Origin of the sequence: Winogradskyella pacifica (assembly GCF_013403915.1) — a bacterium.
GTDB classification, from domain to species: Bacteria; Bacteroidota; Bacteroidia; order Flavobacteriales; family Flavobacteriaceae; genus Winogradskyella; species Winogradskyella pacifica.
On the sequence record NZ_JABFDI010000026.1, the window covers coordinates 1 to 18,785 of the forward strand.

Annotated in this window: 16 protein-coding genes; 8 read left to right on the top strand and 8 right to left on the bottom strand. The window is 34.9% G+C overall.

All coding sequences use genetic code 11. The features are described from left to right. Positions 1-140: 140 nt before the first annotated feature. The 3 genes from HM984_RS16505 to HM984_RS16515 all read left to right on the top strand — a co-directional run bounded on the left by HM984_RS16505 (position 141) and on the right by HM984_RS16515 (position 2,347). The gene (locus HM984_RS16505; RefSeq protein WP_179349968.1) at positions 141-836 is read left to right on the top strand and encodes an Ig-like domain-containing protein; all 696 of its coding nucleotides are present in this window, start codon (positions 141-143) and stop codon (positions 834-836) included. Between the two features lie 20 nt (positions 837-856). Further along, positions 857-1,723 carry a hypothetical protein gene (locus HM984_RS16510; protein ID WP_179349969.1) on the top strand — a complete coding sequence of 289 codons (867 nt, stop codon included), beginning with the start codon at positions 857-859 and terminating at the stop codon, positions 1,721-1,723. A 216-nt stretch (positions 1,724-1,939) separates the two neighbouring features. After that, positions 1,940-2,347 carry an Lrp/AsnC family transcriptional regulator gene (locus HM984_RS16515; RefSeq protein WP_179349970.1) on the top strand — a complete coding sequence of 136 codons (408 nt, stop codon included), beginning with the start codon at positions 1,940-1,942 and terminating at the stop codon, positions 2,345-2,347. A gap of 37 nt (positions 2,348-2,384) precedes the next feature. On the opposite strand, the gene HM984_RS16520 is transcribed toward HM984_RS16515, so the two are convergent. Continuing rightward, positions 2,385-3,113: a GLPGLI family protein gene (locus HM984_RS16520; protein ID WP_179349971.1), complete on the bottom strand. Its 729-nt coding sequence runs from the start codon at positions 3,111-3,113 to the stop codon at positions 2,385-2,387. 136 nt (positions 3,114-3,249) lie between these two features. Between HM984_RS16520 and HM984_RS16525 the strand changes: the two genes are divergently transcribed. From HM984_RS16525 to HM984_RS16540, 4 genes are all read left to right on the top strand, one after another. Next, positions 3,250-4,368: a CNNM domain-containing protein gene (locus tag HM984_RS16525; protein WP_115811452.1), complete on the top strand. Its 1,119-nt coding sequence runs from the start codon at positions 3,250-3,252 to the stop codon at positions 4,366-4,368. Positions 4,369-4,376: 8 nt separating this feature from the next. After that, positions 4,377-4,865: a methylated-DNA--[protein]-cysteine S-methyltransferase gene (locus HM984_RS16530; RefSeq protein WP_179349972.1), complete on the top strand. Its 489-nt coding sequence runs from the start codon at positions 4,377-4,379 to the stop codon at positions 4,863-4,865. Positions 4,866-4,990: 125 nt separating this feature from the next. Then, a complete protein-coding gene (locus HM984_RS16535) occupies positions 4,991-6,130 on the top strand; it encodes a serine hydrolase domain-containing protein (RefSeq protein WP_179349973.1) in 1,140 nt (379 codons plus the stop codon). A 62-nt stretch (positions 6,131-6,192) separates the two neighbouring features. After that, on the top strand, positions 6,193-6,906 hold the full coding sequence (locus HM984_RS16540; RefSeq protein ID WP_179349974.1) for a 3'-5' exonuclease: 714 nt from the start codon (positions 6,193-6,195) through the stop codon (positions 6,904-6,906). A 56-nt stretch (positions 6,907-6,962) separates the two neighbouring features. Here HM984_RS16540 and HM984_RS16545 read toward each other — a convergent pair whose 3' ends face one another. Then, positions 6,963-10,958 carry an immunoglobulin-like domain-containing protein gene (locus tag HM984_RS16545; RefSeq protein WP_179349975.1) on the bottom strand — a complete coding sequence of 1,332 codons (3,996 nt, stop codon included), beginning with the start codon at positions 10,956-10,958 and terminating at the stop codon, positions 6,963-6,965. A 165-nt stretch (positions 10,959-11,123) separates the two neighbouring features. Here HM984_RS16545 and HM984_RS16550 point away from each other — a divergent pair, with 165 nt between their 5' ends. After that, positions 11,124-12,815: an ABC transporter ATP-binding protein gene (locus HM984_RS16550; RefSeq protein WP_179349976.1), complete on the top strand. Its 1,692-nt coding sequence runs from the start codon at positions 11,124-11,126 to the stop codon at positions 12,813-12,815. On the opposite strand, the gene HM984_RS17685 is transcribed toward HM984_RS16550, so the two are convergent. The 6 genes from HM984_RS17685 to HM984_RS16575 all read right to left on the bottom strand — a co-directional run bounded on the left by HM984_RS17685 (position 12,810) and on the right by HM984_RS16575 (position 18,690). After that, a complete protein-coding gene (locus HM984_RS17685; RefSeq protein ID WP_257018517.1) occupies positions 12,810-12,935 on the bottom strand; it encodes a hypothetical protein in 126 nt (41 codons plus the stop codon). The two genes, HM984_RS16550 and HM984_RS17685, sit on opposite strands and share 6 nt — an antisense overlap. Before the next feature lie 237 nt (positions 12,936-13,172). Next, positions 13,173-13,826 (bottom strand): CoA transferase subunit B, encoded by a 654-nt coding sequence (locus tag HM984_RS16555; protein ID WP_115811464.1) that lies wholly within the window; start codon positions 13,824-13,826, stop codon positions 13,173-13,175. Between the two features lie 2 nt (positions 13,827-13,828). Beyond that, the gene (locus tag HM984_RS16560; RefSeq protein ID WP_179349977.1) at positions 13,829-14,530 is read right to left on the bottom strand and encodes a CoA transferase subunit A; all 702 of its coding nucleotides are present in this window, start codon (positions 14,528-14,530) and stop codon (positions 13,829-13,831) included. Between the two features lie 92 nt (positions 14,531-14,622). After that, positions 14,623-16,980, bottom strand: a complete 2,358-nt coding sequence (locus HM984_RS16565) for a penicillin-binding protein 1A (RefSeq protein WP_179349978.1) — start codon at positions 16,978-16,980, stop codon at positions 14,623-14,625. A 5-nt stretch (positions 16,981-16,985) separates the two neighbouring features. After that, the gene (locus tag HM984_RS16570) at positions 16,986-17,489 is read right to left on the bottom strand and encodes a gliding motility lipoprotein GldH (protein WP_179349979.1); all 504 of its coding nucleotides are present in this window, start codon (positions 17,487-17,489) and stop codon (positions 16,986-16,988) included. After that, positions 17,473-18,690: a PSP1 domain-containing protein gene (locus tag HM984_RS16575; RefSeq protein WP_115811472.1), complete on the bottom strand. Its 1,218-nt coding sequence runs from the start codon at positions 18,688-18,690 to the stop codon at positions 17,473-17,475. The genes HM984_RS16570 and HM984_RS16575 overlap by 17 nt, the downstream gene beginning before the upstream one ends. Positions 18,691-18,785: the final 95 nt, after the last annotated feature.

Here is an 18,785-nt window from a genome sequence, read left to right on the forward strand (position 1 = left end):
ATCAAGTATCTTAACAATAAAACCAACATGATTAAAAATTAAAAGGTCGCCTAAATTGTTTTTAGACGACCTCTTTTTTTTAACACTACTTGTAAGGCTTATAGAATTTTAAAGACAACTACTCTATAAATCTATTATTTATGATTAGAAAGTACGCGTTTTGGTTTGTTTCAATATTCATTTTACAAACGAGTTGTATCGGAGAAGATGTTATTACTGATTTTATAGAACCCGAGTTAAGGATTCTCAATCCAATAAGCTCATTACCCGCTTTAGAAACCTATCAATTTAACACGGCGTATTTTAATAATATTGGCATAGAAGAAGAAACTACAGTAACATGGAGTAGCTCTAACGAAACGATTGCTACTATTAATTCTTCAGGATTATTGACCGCATTATCTGAAGGCGTCTCAACCATTTCGGCGAGCATTCAAGATGATGACATTTTTTTAGAAGAAAATTTCTCAATCACTATTACTGAAGACGGGACGGTTGTCATCACAGAACCTGTTGTAAAATCTGGAACCATAATTACAACGAGCAGTTATTTACTCACAGGTACATTTACGCTTCAAGAACAAGAAAACTCAAATAGTTTACTACTCTCAGTAAATAGCGACTACCAAGCAACGACAAGTTTACCTGGACTTTATTTATACCTAACCAATAATCCGAATTCCATTTCCGGTGCTTATAGCCTAGGACCTGTTAGTGTCTTTAATGGCGCACATACTTATACTATTCCCGATACAGCTATTAATGATTATGCCTATTTACTTTATTGGTGTCAACCTTTTGGCGTAAAAGTAGGAACTGGCGAAATATTAGATTAATTCATCTTTAGACCATTACAATGACCATAAAAAAATTAGTCGCAACACTAGCAATCATTTTATTCAGTTTTCAACTTTCTTTTGCACAATGGACAAAAGATAAAGGGAAAGGCTATTACAAGGTATCTGCTTGGTATTTAGAGTCTGACCAACACTATACAGATACAGGCGATAAAGATCCTAACGCTACCCGAACAAATTTTAACTTCAATTTTTATGGTCAATACGGACTGACCAAAAAATGGGATTTAATCGCCTATGTTCCTTTTTTCTCGAGAACCACTCAAAACGATGTTGTTTCTGGCACAACAGGAGACGTTCTTACAGAAGGAGAAGCCGTTAATTCTATTGGAGATATCGATTTAGGAATAAGCTATGGTATTTTTAATAAAAATTCTTGGGCCTTATCTGCAACATTTACATTAGGACTTCCAACAGGTAAAAGTGAAGGAGGTTCCGATGGAAGTTTTCAGACAGGTGATGGAGAATTCAATCAACTTGTACAGCTAAATTTAGGTAAATCATTCAACATTTATAATCAGTCATTTTATGGTAAAGCGTATTTTGGTTTTAACAATAGAACGAATGATTTTTCAGATCAAATTACAACAGGAATAGAGTTTGGAACACAGCTAATTAAAAATAAATTTTGGTTAATAGGACGGTTAAACACCATTCAATCGCTGCATAACGGAAGTCTAAATGCACAGAATTCTCAGGGCAGTATATTCGCCAATAATATTGAATATGTAGGTATCGGAGGAGAAGCCTCTTATTATATAACTAAAAAATTAGGAGTCTCATTAAATTATAGCTCACTTCTAAGTGGAAAAATTATTGCCGCTAATCCATCAATTAGTGCTGGGGTATTTTTAGACATCAAATAGAAAACACGTCAAACTAACATTAGAGTATCCCTTTTAATTATGCCAAAAGTGTCGTTATTATTTTGAATACATAAAGCTAGTAATAGATGCTATTTTTGAAAAACATACTATAAACCCCTTCATCAAACCTTAATTTTTGATTACTAATCAAATTAATTTTACTATATTTAGTTTCGAATCAATCGAATAACAAACAAATTAATTTCGAAATTAAAAATGGACGACATTGACGAGAAAATCATAAAAATGCTAAGTACCAATGCACGTGAATCTTTTGCTACCATCGGAAAATCTGTAGATTTATCTGCTCCAGCCGTTGGTAAACGCGTAAAACAATTGGAAGAAAAAGGATTTATTTTAGGCTATTCACTTCGCCTCAATCATGAAAAACTCGGAGTCAATGTTAAGGCTTATATCAATCTGAAAATTCATCAATCTAGTACAATAAGAACCGCCTACAACCAAATTAGATATTTAGACGAAGTACAACGTTGCGATCGCATTACAGGCGAAGACAGCTTGTGTATTCTGGCTTATTTTAAAAGCAACAAAGAATTAGTAACGCTATTAGAACGCATCTCCCAATATGGAGTTCCTAATACGAGTCTCATTCTAGAAAGTTAGTACCATCTAAATATTGATAACTTCCTCCTCTAATGATTTAGTTATCCCCAAAAGGATTGCCACTAAACTTTACATACTCTTCTTGAGTTATGAGCTCTCCCTCTATAGGCTCTATGATCTCATCTGCTTCAGGATTATCAAAATCCATTTCAACAATTGTCCATAAGTTTATAACATCTTCAATTTCCATAATTAAACCGGGTAAACCGTTAAAACCTCTTGGACCATGCTTTACAGGAATTTCTGGAGTAAACCACGCCTTCACTTTCTTATCGTTGCGCTTATCTATGGTTGCCGCATAGCACGTATAGCCATCTATAACTTTAGATTCTTCCGTAATGGTCCATTCTTTTGGTTTTTGTATGACTCTTTTGGCAGGAGCCATTATCGCATTTTGAGTGATACTATAATCGCGACTCCAATCATTGTAATAGGTTGTACTTCCTCCAGCCATCATCCATGAAAGATTAACATTACTTGGTGTAATTATAAGTCCATCACTACCATTATTCCATCCAGGAATATCAATTTTAGGCTCTACATTATAAATTGCAATACTATCATTAAATATCAAATAACCTTCAACGGGTTGCGATTCGTGCATCAATGCAAATACTTCATTCTGAGCATCTGTGTTTTCCTTATTTTCAAAAGGTTGCTCTATACTGTCCTTAATAATTTCGAGACGATAAGTTATTTTTCCTTTCAGTTGCGCAGATAAGCCATATGACCCTAGTAAAACGACTATTAAAATTGTATTTCTCATAACTTTAAATTTACAAATTTTTCTTAACTTGTTCTTTTTGATTATTAACTATAACTTAGTAATAACTAAAAAAATAGCGCACCATAAATTAGTATTCATTTCGTAACTTTGTACATCTAAAAACTTCAAAACATTAATGGGCTTACTCATTTTTTACGCTGTCATATCCATCTTTTTTTCATTCCTATGTTCTATTTTAGAGGCTGTACTTTTAAGCTTAACTCCAACATTTCTTAATATTAAAAAGAAAGAAGGTAAAGCTTATGCGCTTGAATTGGAAGAACTAAAAAAAGATGTCGATCGTCCACTAATTGCTATTCTAACATTAAATACTATTGCACATACTGTTGGAGCCATCTTAGTTGGTGTACAGGCAAAAGTCGCTTATGTAGAAATTTATGGTACTACAAAACGCTCTATTTTAGGTTTTGAGTTTACAGAAGATATTATGGTTGCTGTTGTGTCTACGGTTATGACGATTCTAATATTAGTTGCTTCAGAAATTATACCTAAAACCATTGGAGCCACCTATTGGAGGCAATTATCTAATTTTACAGCAAAAGCTTTAAATATTTTAATATTTCCATTAAAATGGACCGGTATTTTATGGGTGCTTCAATTAACCACAAAACTAATCGGAGGCAAAGGTCATGGTAGCATTTTAAGCCGAGAAAGTTTTGCCGCCATGGCAGATATTGCACATGAAGAAGGTGTATTTGAAGAAAACGAAAGCAAAGTCATTAAAAACTTATTGAATTTTAAAGAAGTACAAGCAAAGGATATTATGACTCCGCGTACAGTTATGAAAACTGAAAACGAGAGTATGACAATTGAAACGTTTTTTAAAGCCAATTCTAATATTCGATTTTCTAGAGTTCCTGTTTATACAGATGAATCTGATAATATTACAGGCTTAGTTTTAAAGGCTGAAGTTTTTAAAGAAATGGCACTAGGTAATGGTTCAAAATTATTATCCGATATTAAACGAAGCATTATTATTGTGAATCGTAGTTTGCCAATTCCTACTTTATTTGAGCAACTGGTAGAAAGCAGAAATCATTTGGCTTTGGTCGTAGATGAATATGGTACCGTAAGTGGATTAGTAACGATGGAAGATGTTATTGAAACACTTCTTGGATTAGAAATTATGGACGAAAGCGATAATGTATCTGACTTACAACTTTTAGCAAGACGAAGCTGGGAATCTAGAGCAAAACGCTTGGGTATCATTGAAAATGATAATCCAGAAAACTAAACCTTCTATTGGAACAGTCGCTTCTACAAACCTGCTATATTGAAACTCCACTTGGACATGCAAAAATTAGTGGTAATGAAGATGGTATTTCCTCGGTTTCAATTGTAGATACACAAGAAGAATTATCAAATCCTATTCCTAAATCTTTACTAGATTGTGTCATTCAGCTTAAAGAATACTTCAACGAAAAACGCACAACTTTCGACTTAAAACTACATCCTGAAGGCACTGCGTTTCAGAAAAAGGTATGGAAGCAATTGGAAACTATTCCTTTTGGTAAATCCATATCCTATTTACAATTATCCAAACAACTAGGTGATGTAAAAGCCATAAGAGCTGCTGCAAGTGCCAATGGGAAAAATCCGCTTTGGATTATTATACCTTGCCACCGAGTGATTGGCAGTGATGGAAGCCTCACAGGTTATGCTGGTGGATTACATAGAAAACAATGGTTACTTAATCATGAAAGTGAGTGCAAACAACAGTCACTTTTTTAGTCAGAATTTTACTATATTTAATTTTAAATTGCTCTTATAAAACGAGCGTTTCGCAAACGTCTCAGATAAACAAGTCATATTTAGCGAACAGCCTATGACAATTAAAAACCAATACGTATAAACACATGAAATTCATCAAAAAACTACTAAAATGGCTTCTCGGAATTATTGTCGCATTAGTTATTGCTGCTTATATTTTTGATTATGATTACATCTTAAAAGGTGTCCGAGTTGTTTATTTCACAGGCCATTCTACAGCCTTTATTGACGATTACCCTTATTTTGAAAATGATACGATTAAAAAAGGAACAACAACGGATGATTGGCCATTGCACAAAGAATACAATTCCGTAAATGCTACAGACGCGTTAAAAGCAATTAATGATCAGTATGGTACAATTGCGTATTTGATTATAAAAAATGATAGCATTTTTTATGAACAGTATGCCGAGGATTACAGTAAAGATTCTAAAACCAATTCGTTTTCAATGGCTAAAAGTATCACCTCAGCTTTACTTGGTAAGGCGATTATGGATGGCTATATAAAGAATTTAGATCAACCCATCAGTGATTTTTACCCGCAATTTAAAGGTACAAAAACAACAGTTGGCGACTTATCGTCTATGTCTTCTGGCTTAGATTGGGTAGAATCTTATACAAGCCCATTTTCTATTACGGCAAGAGCGAATTATGATGATGATTTAGCTGAAACAATTTTAAATCAGAAAGTCGTAAAAACACCTGGTAAAGAATTTGAATACTTAAGTGGCAGTACACAACTACTCGGTATGGTCATCAAAGAAGCCACAGGAAAACAACTAGCAACCTATCTTTCTGAAAGTTTTTGGCAACCTTTAGGAGCAGAAAACGATGCGTTATGGCAATTAGATGATGGCGACAATAAATTAGCAAAAGCCTTTTGCTGTATCTCTAGTAATGCTCGCGATTTTGCGCGCTTTGGTAAGCTCTACAAAGACTATGGAAAATGGAATGGCAAACAGCTACTAGATTCTACTTTTGTTGCCACGTCAACACAGTCTCGATTTAAAGGTCAGCCCTATGGTTATGGTTTTTGGGTCAGTGATTATAACAACAAGCACACCTTTGCAATGATTGGTATTTTAGGGCAATATGTAATTACGATTCCTGAAGATAACGTCATCATTATCAGACTAGGACATCATAGAAGTCCTGAGAAAGTTAATTTTTTCCCTTCGGATTTTTATGTTTATATTGATGAAGCTTATGCGATGATGAAGAAATAGACTTATTTAGAATTAAAATCTCTAAGGCTTTTTAAACTTTTGAGGTTTAAAAATTGATACCTATGATTTCAAAACTCAACCTAGAACACATTCTATTCTTAGACATAGAAACTGTTCCTGAAACGGAAAACTTCACTGATTTAGACAAAACAAAACAAGAGCTTTGGGATGCTAAATCGCGCTATCAACGTAAAGAAGAATTTACAGCCGAAGAATTTTACGACAGAGCAGGCATTTGGGCTGAGTTTGGAAAAATTGTGTGTATTTCCGTTGGGTATTTTAATATAGAAGGTGAATCACGAACCTTTCGGGTTACGTCGTTTTATGGCGATGAAATCAAGATATTAAAGGACTTTAAAAATTTACTGATTTCACATTTCAGTTCTAATAAGCATTTATTATGTGCCCATAATGGTAAGGAATTCGACTTTCCATATATCGCTAGACGTATGATTATCCACAACATAGAATTACCACACAAACTAAATCTCTTCGGCAAAAAGCCATGGGAAGTACCACATCTCGATACTTTAGAGTTATGGAAATTTGGTGATTACAAAACATACACCTCTTTAAAATTATTAACGAACGTTTTAGGCATTCCTTCACCTAAAGATGATATTGATGGCAGTGAAGTTTACCGCGTCTATTACAAAGAGAAAGAAATAGATCGTATTGTTATCTATTGTGAAAAAGACACCATTGCTGTGGCACAAATTTTCTTAAGATTACGAGGAGATGAATTGCTTCACGACAATGAAATAAAACACATATAAAAAAAGTCCAGATTTCAAATCTGGACTTTTCCTTTTTTAACTAATTCACTAAGATCTTATTCCTTAATAAATCGCTTTACTTTAGTTTTCTCGCCAATGTTTACTTGTAACATATAAACACCACTATCAAATTTTGAGACATCAATTATAGAAGTGTAACGTCCTTTCGTTACAATCTGCCCTAACATATTTGTAATTTGAAACGTTTGTGCTTCAAAACCAACTAAATCAATATTAAGCGTCTGCTTAACCGGATTTGGATGTACTTTAAAATATTGGTTTGGATTATCTGAAATTGTACCAGGATTCGTATCTAAGGTTGAACTCCCCACGTTACCTAAACAGAAATTAGTAGTTTGAGAACTTGTAAATGATGAACCAGATACTAAAATTACTCCCGAATCTGAATTTGTTAGAGAATAAGAACCATTCCCATAAGAACAGCAAATACCATCTCCATAAACATCAGTAATTATAAAATCGTAGCAACCATCTTCTAAACAGTCTACATCAACAGTTAAAGTAGAACCATCTGCCTGAGAGCCATAAGTTCCTCCAGAAGCCACTGTACTACCAGATACATCTCTTATACTCCAAGCCGTTTCTTCAGGATAATTATCAAATGTAATTGAAAGTGACACGTCAGAACATGAACTAGAACCTCCACCTGTAGTAAGATTAACAGCATCAATAGCCATATCACCTTGCCAAGTTGTTCCTGTAATTCCATTAAAACGTAATTGAATTGAACTACCAACATAAGCAGCTAAATTTACACTCCCTGTTAACCATGAATTTCCTTGGTTACCAGACTTACTCCAAATACTTGTCCAAGATGATCCATTGTCATCACTCACTTCTAAAGCTAAACTTCCCATTGAAGAAGTCCCATACATATGATATTTAAAAGTAAAAGTCGCTTGTGATGCACTTCCTAAATCAAAACAAGGAGAATTTAGAATCGCTCTTTTTGTTGAATAATTAGGTGAAGACGATTCCATAAATAGATAGTAAGAACCAGTATCGGCACTTGAAGGACCTGTATTGCTAGATGGTGTACTTCCACTTCTATTAGTCCAATTAAAATCATCGCTAGAACTTTGAGACCAAGATCCTAAGGTGTTTTCAAAACTTTCAGAATATGGGAATGTAGAAATACCACCTGAACAATCACCTGTAGGAGGTTGCGTTACCACAATAGACCTTGTGCGTTGTGTTGCTGAGTTTCCAGCGGCATCACTTACATTGTAATATTTAGTATAGGTTCCTGCTGAATTGGTATTTACCGTTCCTGTGATTACGATACTCGATGTTAAATTACCATCAATATTATCTGTTGCAGTTGCCCCTAACTCATTATAAGTGTCTCCAACCTCTAAATTAATTGTTGATGCTCCTGTTAAGGTAATTACTGGCGCAGTGGTGTCTGCAGGCTGTGATACCACAATCGACCTTGTACGTTGGGTTGCTGTATTTCCTGCTGCATCACTTACATTATAATATTTGGTATAAGTTCCCGCGGAATTGGTATTTACCGTTCCTGTGATTACGATACTCGACGTTAAATTACCATCAATATTATCAGTTGCAGTTGCCCCTAACTCATTATAAGTATCTCCAACTTCTAAGTTAATTGTTGCTGCTCCGTTCAGCGTAATAACTGGCGGTGTTGTATCTGTAGTGCCTGCAATTAAGTTAACGGTGTAATCTTCAACTTCACCATAAGTAAATGATTGACACGCTGTAGGAATCGCATCATAACTCATAGCAACACGCATTCTTGTAGCTCCAGAATAGGTTCCTGATGGTATTGTAAAGCTTGCGCTAACAGGTGACGTTTGTGTTGCTGCTTGCGATAAAACTTGTTCTCCCGAATCTGAGAAATCACCATCATGATTATAATCAATCCATACGGAATATCCTTCATTATATTGCGTTCCCGTCCAAGTTGGAGTTACACTTACCGTATAACTTTGACCTTGAGTTAAATTGGTTGACATATTTGTAAAATCCGAATAAAATTGTGCGCCAGAGGAATTATTAATAGTTCCTAATTGCACTCTACTAATGTACTCATCGTTAACATTACTACTTGTTGATGTACAATAGTTTAATTGCACTTCGGTTGTCGTAAAATTCACAGAACTTGTATAACTTGATGTTGAACTATCTGCACATTGACTTCTTACCTGCACTTCATAAGACGTTTCTGAAGATAAACCAGACAAAGATGTTGATGTTCCTGAAACTGCAGATGTTATCCATGTCGATGTTCCGACTTGACGGTATCTCAAATCATAAGTCGCACCAGTTACAGCATCCCAAGATATCGTAGCTGTAGAAGAACCAAATCCATCAATAGATAAACCAGTTGGTGTCGTTGCACTACAAACTATTGGCGTTCCAGATAAGCCCGTAACAATTAATGAATAATTTTGGCTTCCACCTGTTAATGAGCCTTTATGCGTAATTGTAATCGTATACGTTCCTGAAGCATTTGCTACATCTACACGTTCGTACGGATCTTTTGTATTATCTCCTTTTCCATTTGTTGTAACTCCTGTTAATCTCCAAGGAGTATAACTTGTACCTCCTTTAGTCACTCTAATATCTAAATCATTAACTAAATTAGATGCAGTAGAATTTACAGCTGTAGACGCTGTCCCTGCTCTATCTGTCCAAGAAACTGAAGCATATAAATCATTTATGCCGTCAGAGTCTACTGTAATTTGATAAGACTGTCCATTAGATAGTGTTAACTCTTCAATTTTAGATGCATTTCCATTGCTTGTAATTGCTTCAGCAGCACGCTTGGTATTCATTAAGCCCCAACCAAAGACTGCATCTGGCCCGCTAGTACCAGCATCATCTGCAGTATGAAGTGCCAATCCTTTTAAAGTAGCCGCTTTCATATAACTCCCGTTTACATTGTTAGCATGTTGTTGTAGTAATAATAAAGAACCTGCAACATTTGGCGATGCCATAGACGTCCCCGTAATACTATTATATGCTGTATTACTAGACTCGTAAGTAGAATATACCGAAGTACCATTACCAGTAATATCTGGTTTAATTCTATAATCATCGGTAGGTCCTTCACTACTACTGCTATTTATTGTTACACTTACTAGATTTCCGCTAGCATCAATATTAGCATCATTAGCATTTGCTACAACCATTCCGTTTTTTGCTGTCGCATGTCCTGATAATTTATCATACGAAGAATTTCCAGCGAGAGGCGAGGAATTTGCAGAATTATCGCTTCCATCGTTTCCTGCTGCTACAACCATTAAATAATTTGGTGCATTAAACATAATGTCATCCCAATCTCTAGAATCCGTAATATAACCTCCAAAATAATAACTAGGTAATTGAGCTTGCCCTGCTGAATTTCTAGCGGCATAACCATAAGAATGATTTGAAATTAACATACCGTTTCCTGCAGCTGTAGAGGCCTCAGACGTATCATTATTCCAATCGTAACCGACAGCATAGGCCTGTGGCGCCATTCCTTTTGAATTTGCTACAACACCAGATGCGATAATAGTTCCGGTAACATGTGCTGAATGATAATGTAACGCGGATGTTCCATCTCCAATTGAAAATCGATTATTACCTCCTGGCCCATCATATTCCTGGTGTGTTGTTCTTGCCAAACCACCATCCCAAACATGGGCTATCATATTTTGACCATCAAGACTTAAACCTAATGAACCTCCAGAATTTAAATGATTCGCTCTTGTAGACTTTGCTGCAGCGACATTAAATGTGCTGTAATAAATAGGTTTTCCTTCTGAAGAGATTTTCTGAAGTTCCATATAAGAATCTTCAGTTTTAATAATAAGTGGCCAACCATTAACTAATGCCATTTGTGTAGCAAAATCCTTTTCGGCACTAGCTAGCTTACTAAAATTTTCGCTTAATTCTTTAATCGCTTGTTTATCATAGCGACTTGTGATCTGTTCTTTTTGAGAATCGGTTTGTGCATATGCTGATAGAACAGACAGCATTAATACGATTACACAAACACCATTAAAATACTTTTTTTTCATACTAAATAGGGATTATTTATGATTATTTATTTGTTAATTTTCTTGAAAGTATTAAAATTTTGTTAAAATCACAATTTAACGAAAACGTTTTCGTTGAAATATAGCTGCTTTTTTTAGGTTACGGTTTTACCACAGTACTATTGAAGAAAATAACTACATTTACATATGGCAAACGAGAAATTAATAGAAGTTGATGGATTAGAAATTTCCTTTTTTAAGGATAATATTGAGAAAGAAATTATTAAGAATATTTCCTTTCATATTAATCCAAATGAAATTGTAGCTGTTGTTGGTGAATCTGGTTCCGGAAAATCTATTTCATCATTAGCTTTAATGGGCTTATTACCAAAACAAATTTCTAAAATCACTTCTGGTTCTATCTTATTTAAAAATGGAAACCTCGTTGGTTTATCTGAAAAAGAATTTCAAGCTAAAAGAGGAAAAGACATTGCGATGATTTTTCAAGAACCTATGAGTTCTTTAAATCCGTCGATGCGATGTGGTAGACAGGTTGAAGAAATTTTAAAACAACATTTTAAATTATCAACTTCAGAAATCAAAACTGAAGTTTTAAATCTATTTGAAAAAGTAAAGCTTCCTAATCCAGAACGGATCTACAAAGCTTATCCTCATGAAATTTCAGGGGGGCAAAAACAACGCGTCATGATTGCCATGGCCATTGCCTGCAAACCACAACTATTAATTGCGGATGAGCCAACTACAGCTTTGGATGTTACGGTTCAAAAAGAAATTTTAGAGTTGTTGAAGACCATTCAGACCGAAACAAAAATGAGTGTGTTGTTTATTTCGCACGACTTATCCTTGGTTTCCGAACTCGCAGATCGTGTCCTCGTAATGTATAGAGGAGAAATTGTAGAACAAGGCACTACAGATACCATTTTTAATCATCCGGAACATAATTATACGAAAGCATTAATCGGAGCACGCCCTTCAACTGAATTTAGATTAAAACAATTACCAACAATTTCAGATTTTATGACTGATAAGGTGAGTACAGCGATTGTTTCAGGTTTAGAAAGAGCAGAAAATCACGAAAAACTATATGCACAGAACCCTTTATTAGAAGTTATAGATGTTGAAAAAACATATTTCTCAAAAACAGGATGGTTCTCTAAAGATCTCTCATTTAATGCTGTTGATGGTGTAAGCTTTAAAGTGTATCCCGGTGAAACTATAGGTTTGGTAGGTGAATCTGGTTGCGGAAAATCAACTCTAGGTAATGCTATTTTACAGCTAGACAAAGCCACAGCTGGGCGCATTTTATACAAAGGAAAGGATATTACTAATTTAAGTCGTGCGGACATGAGAACGTTACGAAAAGATATTCAGATTATATTTCAGGATCCTTTCGCTTCTTTAAATCCGCGTTTAACTGTTGGTAATGCCATTTTAGAACCTATGACGGTTCACAGCATCGGAACCTCTAATAAAGCACGGAAAGAAAAAGTAATTGATATTTTAGAAAAAGTAGGTCTAGATGCCTCTGCTTTTGACCGTTATCCTCATGAATTTTCTGGAGGGCAACGTCAACGTGTGGGTATTGCAAGGACAATTGCTTTAGAACCGCAACTTATAGTTTGTGACGAATCAGTTTCGGCTTTAGACATTTCTGTACAAGCACAAGTTTTAAATTTATTGAATGATTTAAAGTCCCAATTTGGGTTTACCTATATATTTATTTCGCACGACTTGGCCGTTGTAAAATATATGGCAGATCAGTTATTAGTAATGAATCAAGGTAAAATTGAAGAAATTGGAGATGCAGATCTAATTTACAGCGCTCCGAAGCAAGCTTACACAAAAAAACTTATTCATGCTATCCCGAAAGGACTATAGCATGAATACTCTTTTTGCTAATTTTAAAACATTTGAGACTAACTCCAAAGTGTTTTCTAATGCTGAAAATTGGTAATCTTCATTTAAAATAGGTTCTGGTAAATTTGTTTGAGTTTTCATAAGCAGGAATTTATGGTAGATTTGGGGCAAAAAGGTAAATCTCGGTTTATGTTAAATCAGGTTAATAATAGGTCTATTTGGGGACTGCAATATGAAACATATTTTTGTTTTATCTGTCTAAATACACTATAAATCGATGAAATACATTTATTTTTAACATTTAACATATGATATGAGGAATTTACTCACAAAAAAACCGCTATAATTAGCGGCTTTAATTTTTTATAATGACATTATCTACAATTTCATTTCAGGGATATCTCCTTCAATAATTAGCGCTCCCTCTGTTGCATTTTTGATGTCATCTACAGAAACTCCCGGTGCGCGTTCTAAAAGTTTAAACCCTTTTGATGTTACTTCTATAACCGCCATGTTTGTTACTATTTTCTTTACACAGCCTACTCCTGTTAATGGTAACGAACAGTTTTTAAGCAACTTAGACTCTCCTGCACGGTTAGTATGCATCATAGCTACAATTATATTCTCTGCACTCGCCACTAAGTCCATAGCACCACCCATACCTTTAACCATTTTACCTGGAATTTTCCAATTGGCTATATCACCATTTTCTGACACTTCCATAGCACCAAGTATCGTTAAATCAACATGTTGTCCTCTAATCATAGCAAAACTCATTGCTGAATCAAAAAATGAAGCCCCTGGTAAGGTTGTTATGGTTTGTTTTCCTGCATTAATGATATCTGCATCTTCTTCTCCTTCAAAAGGAAATGGTCCCATTCCTAAAACACCATTTTCACTCTGAAATTCGACTTCGATATCATCTCTTACATAATTGGCTACCAATGTTGGTATACCAATACCTAAATTAACATAGTAACCATCTTGTACTTCCTTTGCAATTCGTTTTGCTATTCCGTTTTTATCTAACATAACTATGCTTTTTGTCTTACCGTTAGTTGCTCAATTCTCTTTTCGTACATCTCACCTTGAAATATGCGTTGTACAAATATGCCTGGTATATGAATTTGATTAGGATCTAACTCTCCGACTGGCACTAACTCTTCAACCTCAGCAACTGTTATTTTTGCTGCTCCACACATTACCGGATTAAAATTACGAGCTGTTCCTTTAAAAATTAAATTACCAGCAGCATCACCCTTCCAGGCTTTTACAAAGGCAAAATCGGCTTTAAAAGCATGTTCTAACACATACATTTTTCCATCAAATTCTCGAGTTTCTTTACCTTCTGCAACTTCTGTTCCGTAACCAGCAGGTGTATATATTGCAGGAAATCCTGCTTGCGCCGCTCTGCAACGTTCCGCTAATGTACCTTGAGGAATTAATTCAACATCTAATTCGCCCGAAAGCATTTGTCGTTCAAACTCATCGTTCTCTCCAACATAAGATGAGACCATCTTTTTGATTTGCTTTTGATGTAGTAATAAACCCAAACCAAAATCATCGACTCCTGCATTATTAGAAATACAGGTTAGTCCTTTTATATTGCGTTTTACGAGGTCGGCAATAGCGTTTTCTGGAATACCAGATAAGCCAAAACCACCAAACATAAAGGTCATATTATCACTGACACCTTTAAGAGCATCAGAAATATTGTCCACTTTTTTATTAATCATAGTTAGAAAAATTTTGCTTTTGAAAAATACAAAACTAAGTCCTAAATTTATAATTAATAGTCATAAAAGAAGGGTGTGACTATTCTGGGTCACTAGAAATCTAATTCAATATTATCGACACCATCAGACTCGTCAAGAATATCTCCTTCGTCTTTAGCTGTACAGTCAATATCAATTTTTAAATTTGAAGGTTTTTCAAATTGTCCTTTAGAGACTTCTAAGGTTTCATCTGCGTAACAAGCATTCATGTATAATCCCCAAATTGGCAATGCCATTGAAGCACCTTGACCATAAGTAATGGTTCTAAAATGCGCAGCTCTATCTTCCGCACCAACCCAGACACCAGTAACTAAATTTGGCACCATACCCATAAACCAACCGTCACTTTGGTTTTGCGTAGTACCCGTTTTACCTGCAATTGGATTTTGTAAATCATAAGGATACCCCGTCATGACTTCTCTATACATTTGATTGTATTTATCAACCCCTTTAGATCTTAAACGTCCTCCGGAACCCGCTTTTGTAACACCTTCCATAAGATTTACAGTTACATAAGCAACTTCTTCACTTAACACATCTTTACTCTCAGGAACAAATTGGTACAGAATGGTACCATTTTTATCTTCAATACGTGTTACCATCACCGGTTTATTGTAAACCCCTTTATTGGCAAATGTAGAATAGGCTGCCACCATCTCATAAACACTGATATCTGCTGTTCCTAATGCAATAGCCGGAACTGGCAGAATCTCTGATGTAACCCCTAATTTTCTAGCCATTTCTACAACAGGTTGTGGCCCAACCTCATTCATTAAACGCGCTGTAATTGTATTTGTTGAACTCGCTAAAGCGTCTTTTAGCGATTGCTCACCAGAATAGCTACCATCAGAATTTTTTGTGGTCCAAGGTTCTGGATTTCCAAATTTATTAGCTTCAATTGTAATTGGGGCTCTTGGAAATATATCGCAAGGAGATAACTGTAATTGATCGATTGCCGTAGCATAAACAAAAGGTTTAAACGTAGAACCAACTTGACGTTTTCCTTGTTTCACCATATCATATTGAAAATGTCTATAATTCATACCTCCAACCCAAGCTTTTACATGACCCGTTTGTGGATCCATAGACATCATTCCTGTGCGTAAAAACGATTTATAATAACGCATAGAATCTATAGGTTTCATAATGGTATCTATCTCACTAGCATCACCATCTATCCATTTAAAAACTCTCATTTCCGTTGGTTTTTGAAATGACGCTTCAATCTCCTTATCTGACTTTCCTTGTTTTTTAAGAATTCTCCAACGCTCACCACGTCTCATTCCATCACTCATCAATTTATTAACCTCAGCAGTACTAAGATCTAAGAAAGGTGCTGTTTTATTGCGCTCTGGCGTATTCTGATTATCAAATTCAGCTTGTAACCTTGGCATGTGTTGATTTACGGCGTTTTCAGCATATTGCTGCATACGCGAATCTATAGTTGTAAAAATTTTAAGCCCATCAGTATACAAGTCGTACTTATCACCATCTGGTTTTCTATTCTTATCATCCTTTGCCCAATCTTTCATAAAACCCCTTAGGTATTCTCTAAAATATGTCGCAATCCCTTCTCTATGTGATTCAGGTGAATAATTTAAATCTAATTCTGTTTTTTGAAGCGAATCTTTTTCTGTTTCTGTGATGTAATCGTATTTAGCCATTTGAGCTAAGACAACATTTCGTCTATTTCTAACACCTACAGGATTCTTATGTGGTCTTGGGTTGTATAAGGAAGAATTCTTAAACATACCAACTAACATTGCTGATTCTTTGACATCTAAGTCTCTTGGTTCTTTTCCGAAATAGATACGAGATGCCGAACGTATACCATCACCGTTATTACCAAAATCATAGATATTAAAATACATAGCAATAATTTCTTCCTTTGTGTATTGACGCTCTAAACGAATGGCTATGACCCATTCTTGTATTTTTTGAATTATAGCATTGGTGGTATTATCTTTATCTCTAACTCCAATAAACAATTGTCTAGCCAACTGTTGTGAAATTGTACTTGCACCACCTTTACTTCCTAAAAAGACAAAAGCTCTAAGTGTACCACGTCCATCAATTCCAGAATGCTCATAATGACGTACATCTTCTGTAGCAATTAAGGCATCTACTAAGTTTTTTGGTAAATCTTCATAACCAATTGGAGTTCTGTTATCATCAAAATAAAACTTACCTAATGTTTGATCATCAGATGATATTATTTCTGAAGCTAAATTTGTTTCAGGATTTTCTAACCTTGTATAGTCTGGCATTTCTCCTAAAACTCCCCAAGAGGCTAATAAAAACACTAACACGACAGCTAAGATGCCACCTAAAAATACTATCCAAAACCAACGTACATATTTTGAAAAATCTAATGTTTCTGATTTAGATTTCGTTGTTTTCTTTTTTGCCATATTCACTACTTTTGAGCTTGTTCTACTCTAAAACCAATATCTGTTATACCTTGTAAATTCTCTACGCCATTAACAACACCATTATTTCGCATAGCGTGTTGAATGTTGACCGTATATTCACCTTCTTCACTAAATTTAAAAGGTTGATTGAAACCTCTAAACCATAATTTATTTTCTTTTAAATCTGAAAATCCAGTACCTAAAAGTTCACCATTTGGTGCTGCCATTTTATATTCCAAAGTATCTTTTACAACCTTTCCGTTAGGATAGTCAATGTCTACAATAAGAAATAGATTACTAAATTTATAAGCATTAGTATTCCTTAAATTAACATATAAGTTATAATTCTTTAAGGTGTCTGGTGCTTTAAACTTAAAACTCGCTACCGAGTCTTTATGCCATTGGTCTGGCACTGATTTGTAAGTGTCAAATACAGCATCAGAGTCGCAACTTGTGAATAAAAAACAACTGATAATTACAAGAAATAACCCATTAACTTTTCTTAGCATTTGGCTTTGGCTTTGCATTAGAATTTTGATTGCGGTTTCGATTTCGAGTTTTGTTTTTGTTGTTATTTTGATTGCTCTTATTGTTTTTACGTTTCTTATTCGATTTTGGATTATCGAAACGTGTTAAACTATCTTGCCCTACAACGTTTTCAAACTCGTTTTTAGTGTCTTGAATATGCTCTACAGCGTATTCTTCTAAACTTGCTACTTTTTCTTTATTCTTATTCTTCTTTATAATTTCATTAGCTTGTTCTGTAGTAATGATGTGCCAATTCATCCATTCTCCTTCATAAGCATACCACATTAAACCTTTGAAAATATCTGTTTTTTGACAAACCGCATTTCCTTTTTCAGTATATAATTTAGTATCCGTTTTAGGAAACGCTTTTAGCGCATCCAAATAAGAATCTAACTCGTAATTAAGACAACATTTTAATTTTCCACATTGTCCTGCCAATTTTAAAGGGTTTAAAGATAATTGCTGGTAACGCGCTGCTGAAGTGCTCACAGATCTAAAATCTGTTAACCATGTAGAACAACACAATTCTCTACCACAAGAACCAATTCCTCCGAGCCGTGCCGCTTCTTGTCTAAAACCAACTTGCTTCATCTCAATACGCGTTCTAAACTCACGTGCAAAGACTTTAATTAACTCTCTAAAATCTACACGTTCTTCTGCTGTGTAGTAAAATGTAGCTTTGCTGCCATCTCCTTGAAATTCTATATCTGAAATTTTCATTTTCAGCTTCAAATCTATAGCAAACTGACGCGCCTTAACCTTCATTGGTTCTTCCCTATCTCTAGCGGCAGACCAAATGTCGATGTCTTTTTGCGATGCTTTTCGATATATTTTTAATACATTTTCAGCGTCATCAAGTCTTACTTTTTTGCGCTTCATTTGTATACTTACCAATTCACCAGTAAGTGTTACCATACCAATATCGTGACCAGATTTTGCCTGTGTTGCCACTATATCTCCTATACTTAACGTAAGATTTTCGGTATTTTTATAATAATGTTTTCTGCCGTTTTTAAAACGCACTTCGACACCAATAAAGGGTTCTTGTCCGTTTGGTAGTGACATATTAGCTAACCAATCAAAAACAGTAAGTTTATTGCAGCTGTCTGTACCACAAGTTCCATTGCTTTTGCATCCTTTTGGTTGGCCATCTTCTCCAGTTGAGCAACTGTTACAAGCCATAAAATTTTATATATTAAACCTAGACTAATAAAAGCCTAGATATAGGATTCGTAAATAATTAATGAGTAAAGATAAAACTATTTATGGACTTCTTA

Coding starts and splice junctions, on each gene's coding strand:
- HM984_RS16520 (WP_179349971.1), bottom strand. CDS start 3,113: ATGAGAAATACAATTTTAATAGTCGTTTTACTAGGGTCATATGGCTTA.
- HM984_RS16560 (WP_179349977.1), bottom strand. CDS start 14,530: ATGATTAATAAAAAAGTGGACAATATTTCTGATGCTCTTAAAGGTGTC.
- HM984_RS16555 (WP_115811464.1), bottom strand. CDS start 13,826: ATGTTAGATAAAAACGGAATAGCAAAACGAATTGCAAAGGAAGTACAA.
- HM984_RS16575 (WP_115811472.1), bottom strand. CDS start 18,690: ATGGCTTGTAACAGTTGCTCAACTGGAGAAGATGGCCAACCAAAAGGA.
- HM984_RS16570 (WP_179349979.1), bottom strand. CDS start 17,489: ATGCTAAGAAAAGTTAATGGGTTATTTCTTGTAATTATCAGTTGTTTT.
- HM984_RS16565 (WP_179349978.1), bottom strand. CDS start 16,980: ATGGCAAAAAAGAAAACAACGAAATCTAAATCAGAAACATTAGATTTT.
- HM984_RS16505 (WP_179349968.1), top strand. CDS start 141: ATGATTAGAAAGTACGCGTTTTGGTTTGTTTCAATATTCATTTTACAA.
- HM984_RS16515 (WP_179349970.1), top strand. CDS start 1,940: ATGGACGACATTGACGAGAAAATCATAAAAATGCTAAGTACCAATGCA.
- HM984_RS16535 (WP_179349973.1), top strand. CDS start 4,991: ATGAAATTCATCAAAAAACTACTAAAATGGCTTCTCGGAATTATTGTC.
- HM984_RS16540 (WP_179349974.1), top strand. CDS start 6,193: ATGATTTCAAAACTCAACCTAGAACACATTCTATTCTTAGACATAGAA.
- HM984_RS16545 (WP_179349975.1), bottom strand. CDS start 10,958: ATGAAAAAAAAGTATTTTAATGGTGTTTGTGTAATCGTATTAATGCTG.
- HM984_RS16525 (WP_115811452.1), top strand. CDS start 3,250: ATGGGCTTACTCATTTTTTACGCTGTCATATCCATCTTTTTTTCATTC.
- HM984_RS16510 (WP_179349969.1), top strand. CDS start 857: ATGACCATAAAAAAATTAGTCGCAACACTAGCAATCATTTTATTCAGT.
- HM984_RS17685 (WP_257018517.1), bottom strand. CDS start 12,935: ATGAAAACTCAAACAAATTTACCAGAACCTATTTTAAATGAAGATTAC.
- HM984_RS16550 (WP_179349976.1), top strand. CDS start 11,124: ATGGCAAACGAGAAATTAATAGAAGTTGATGGATTAGAAATTTCCTTT.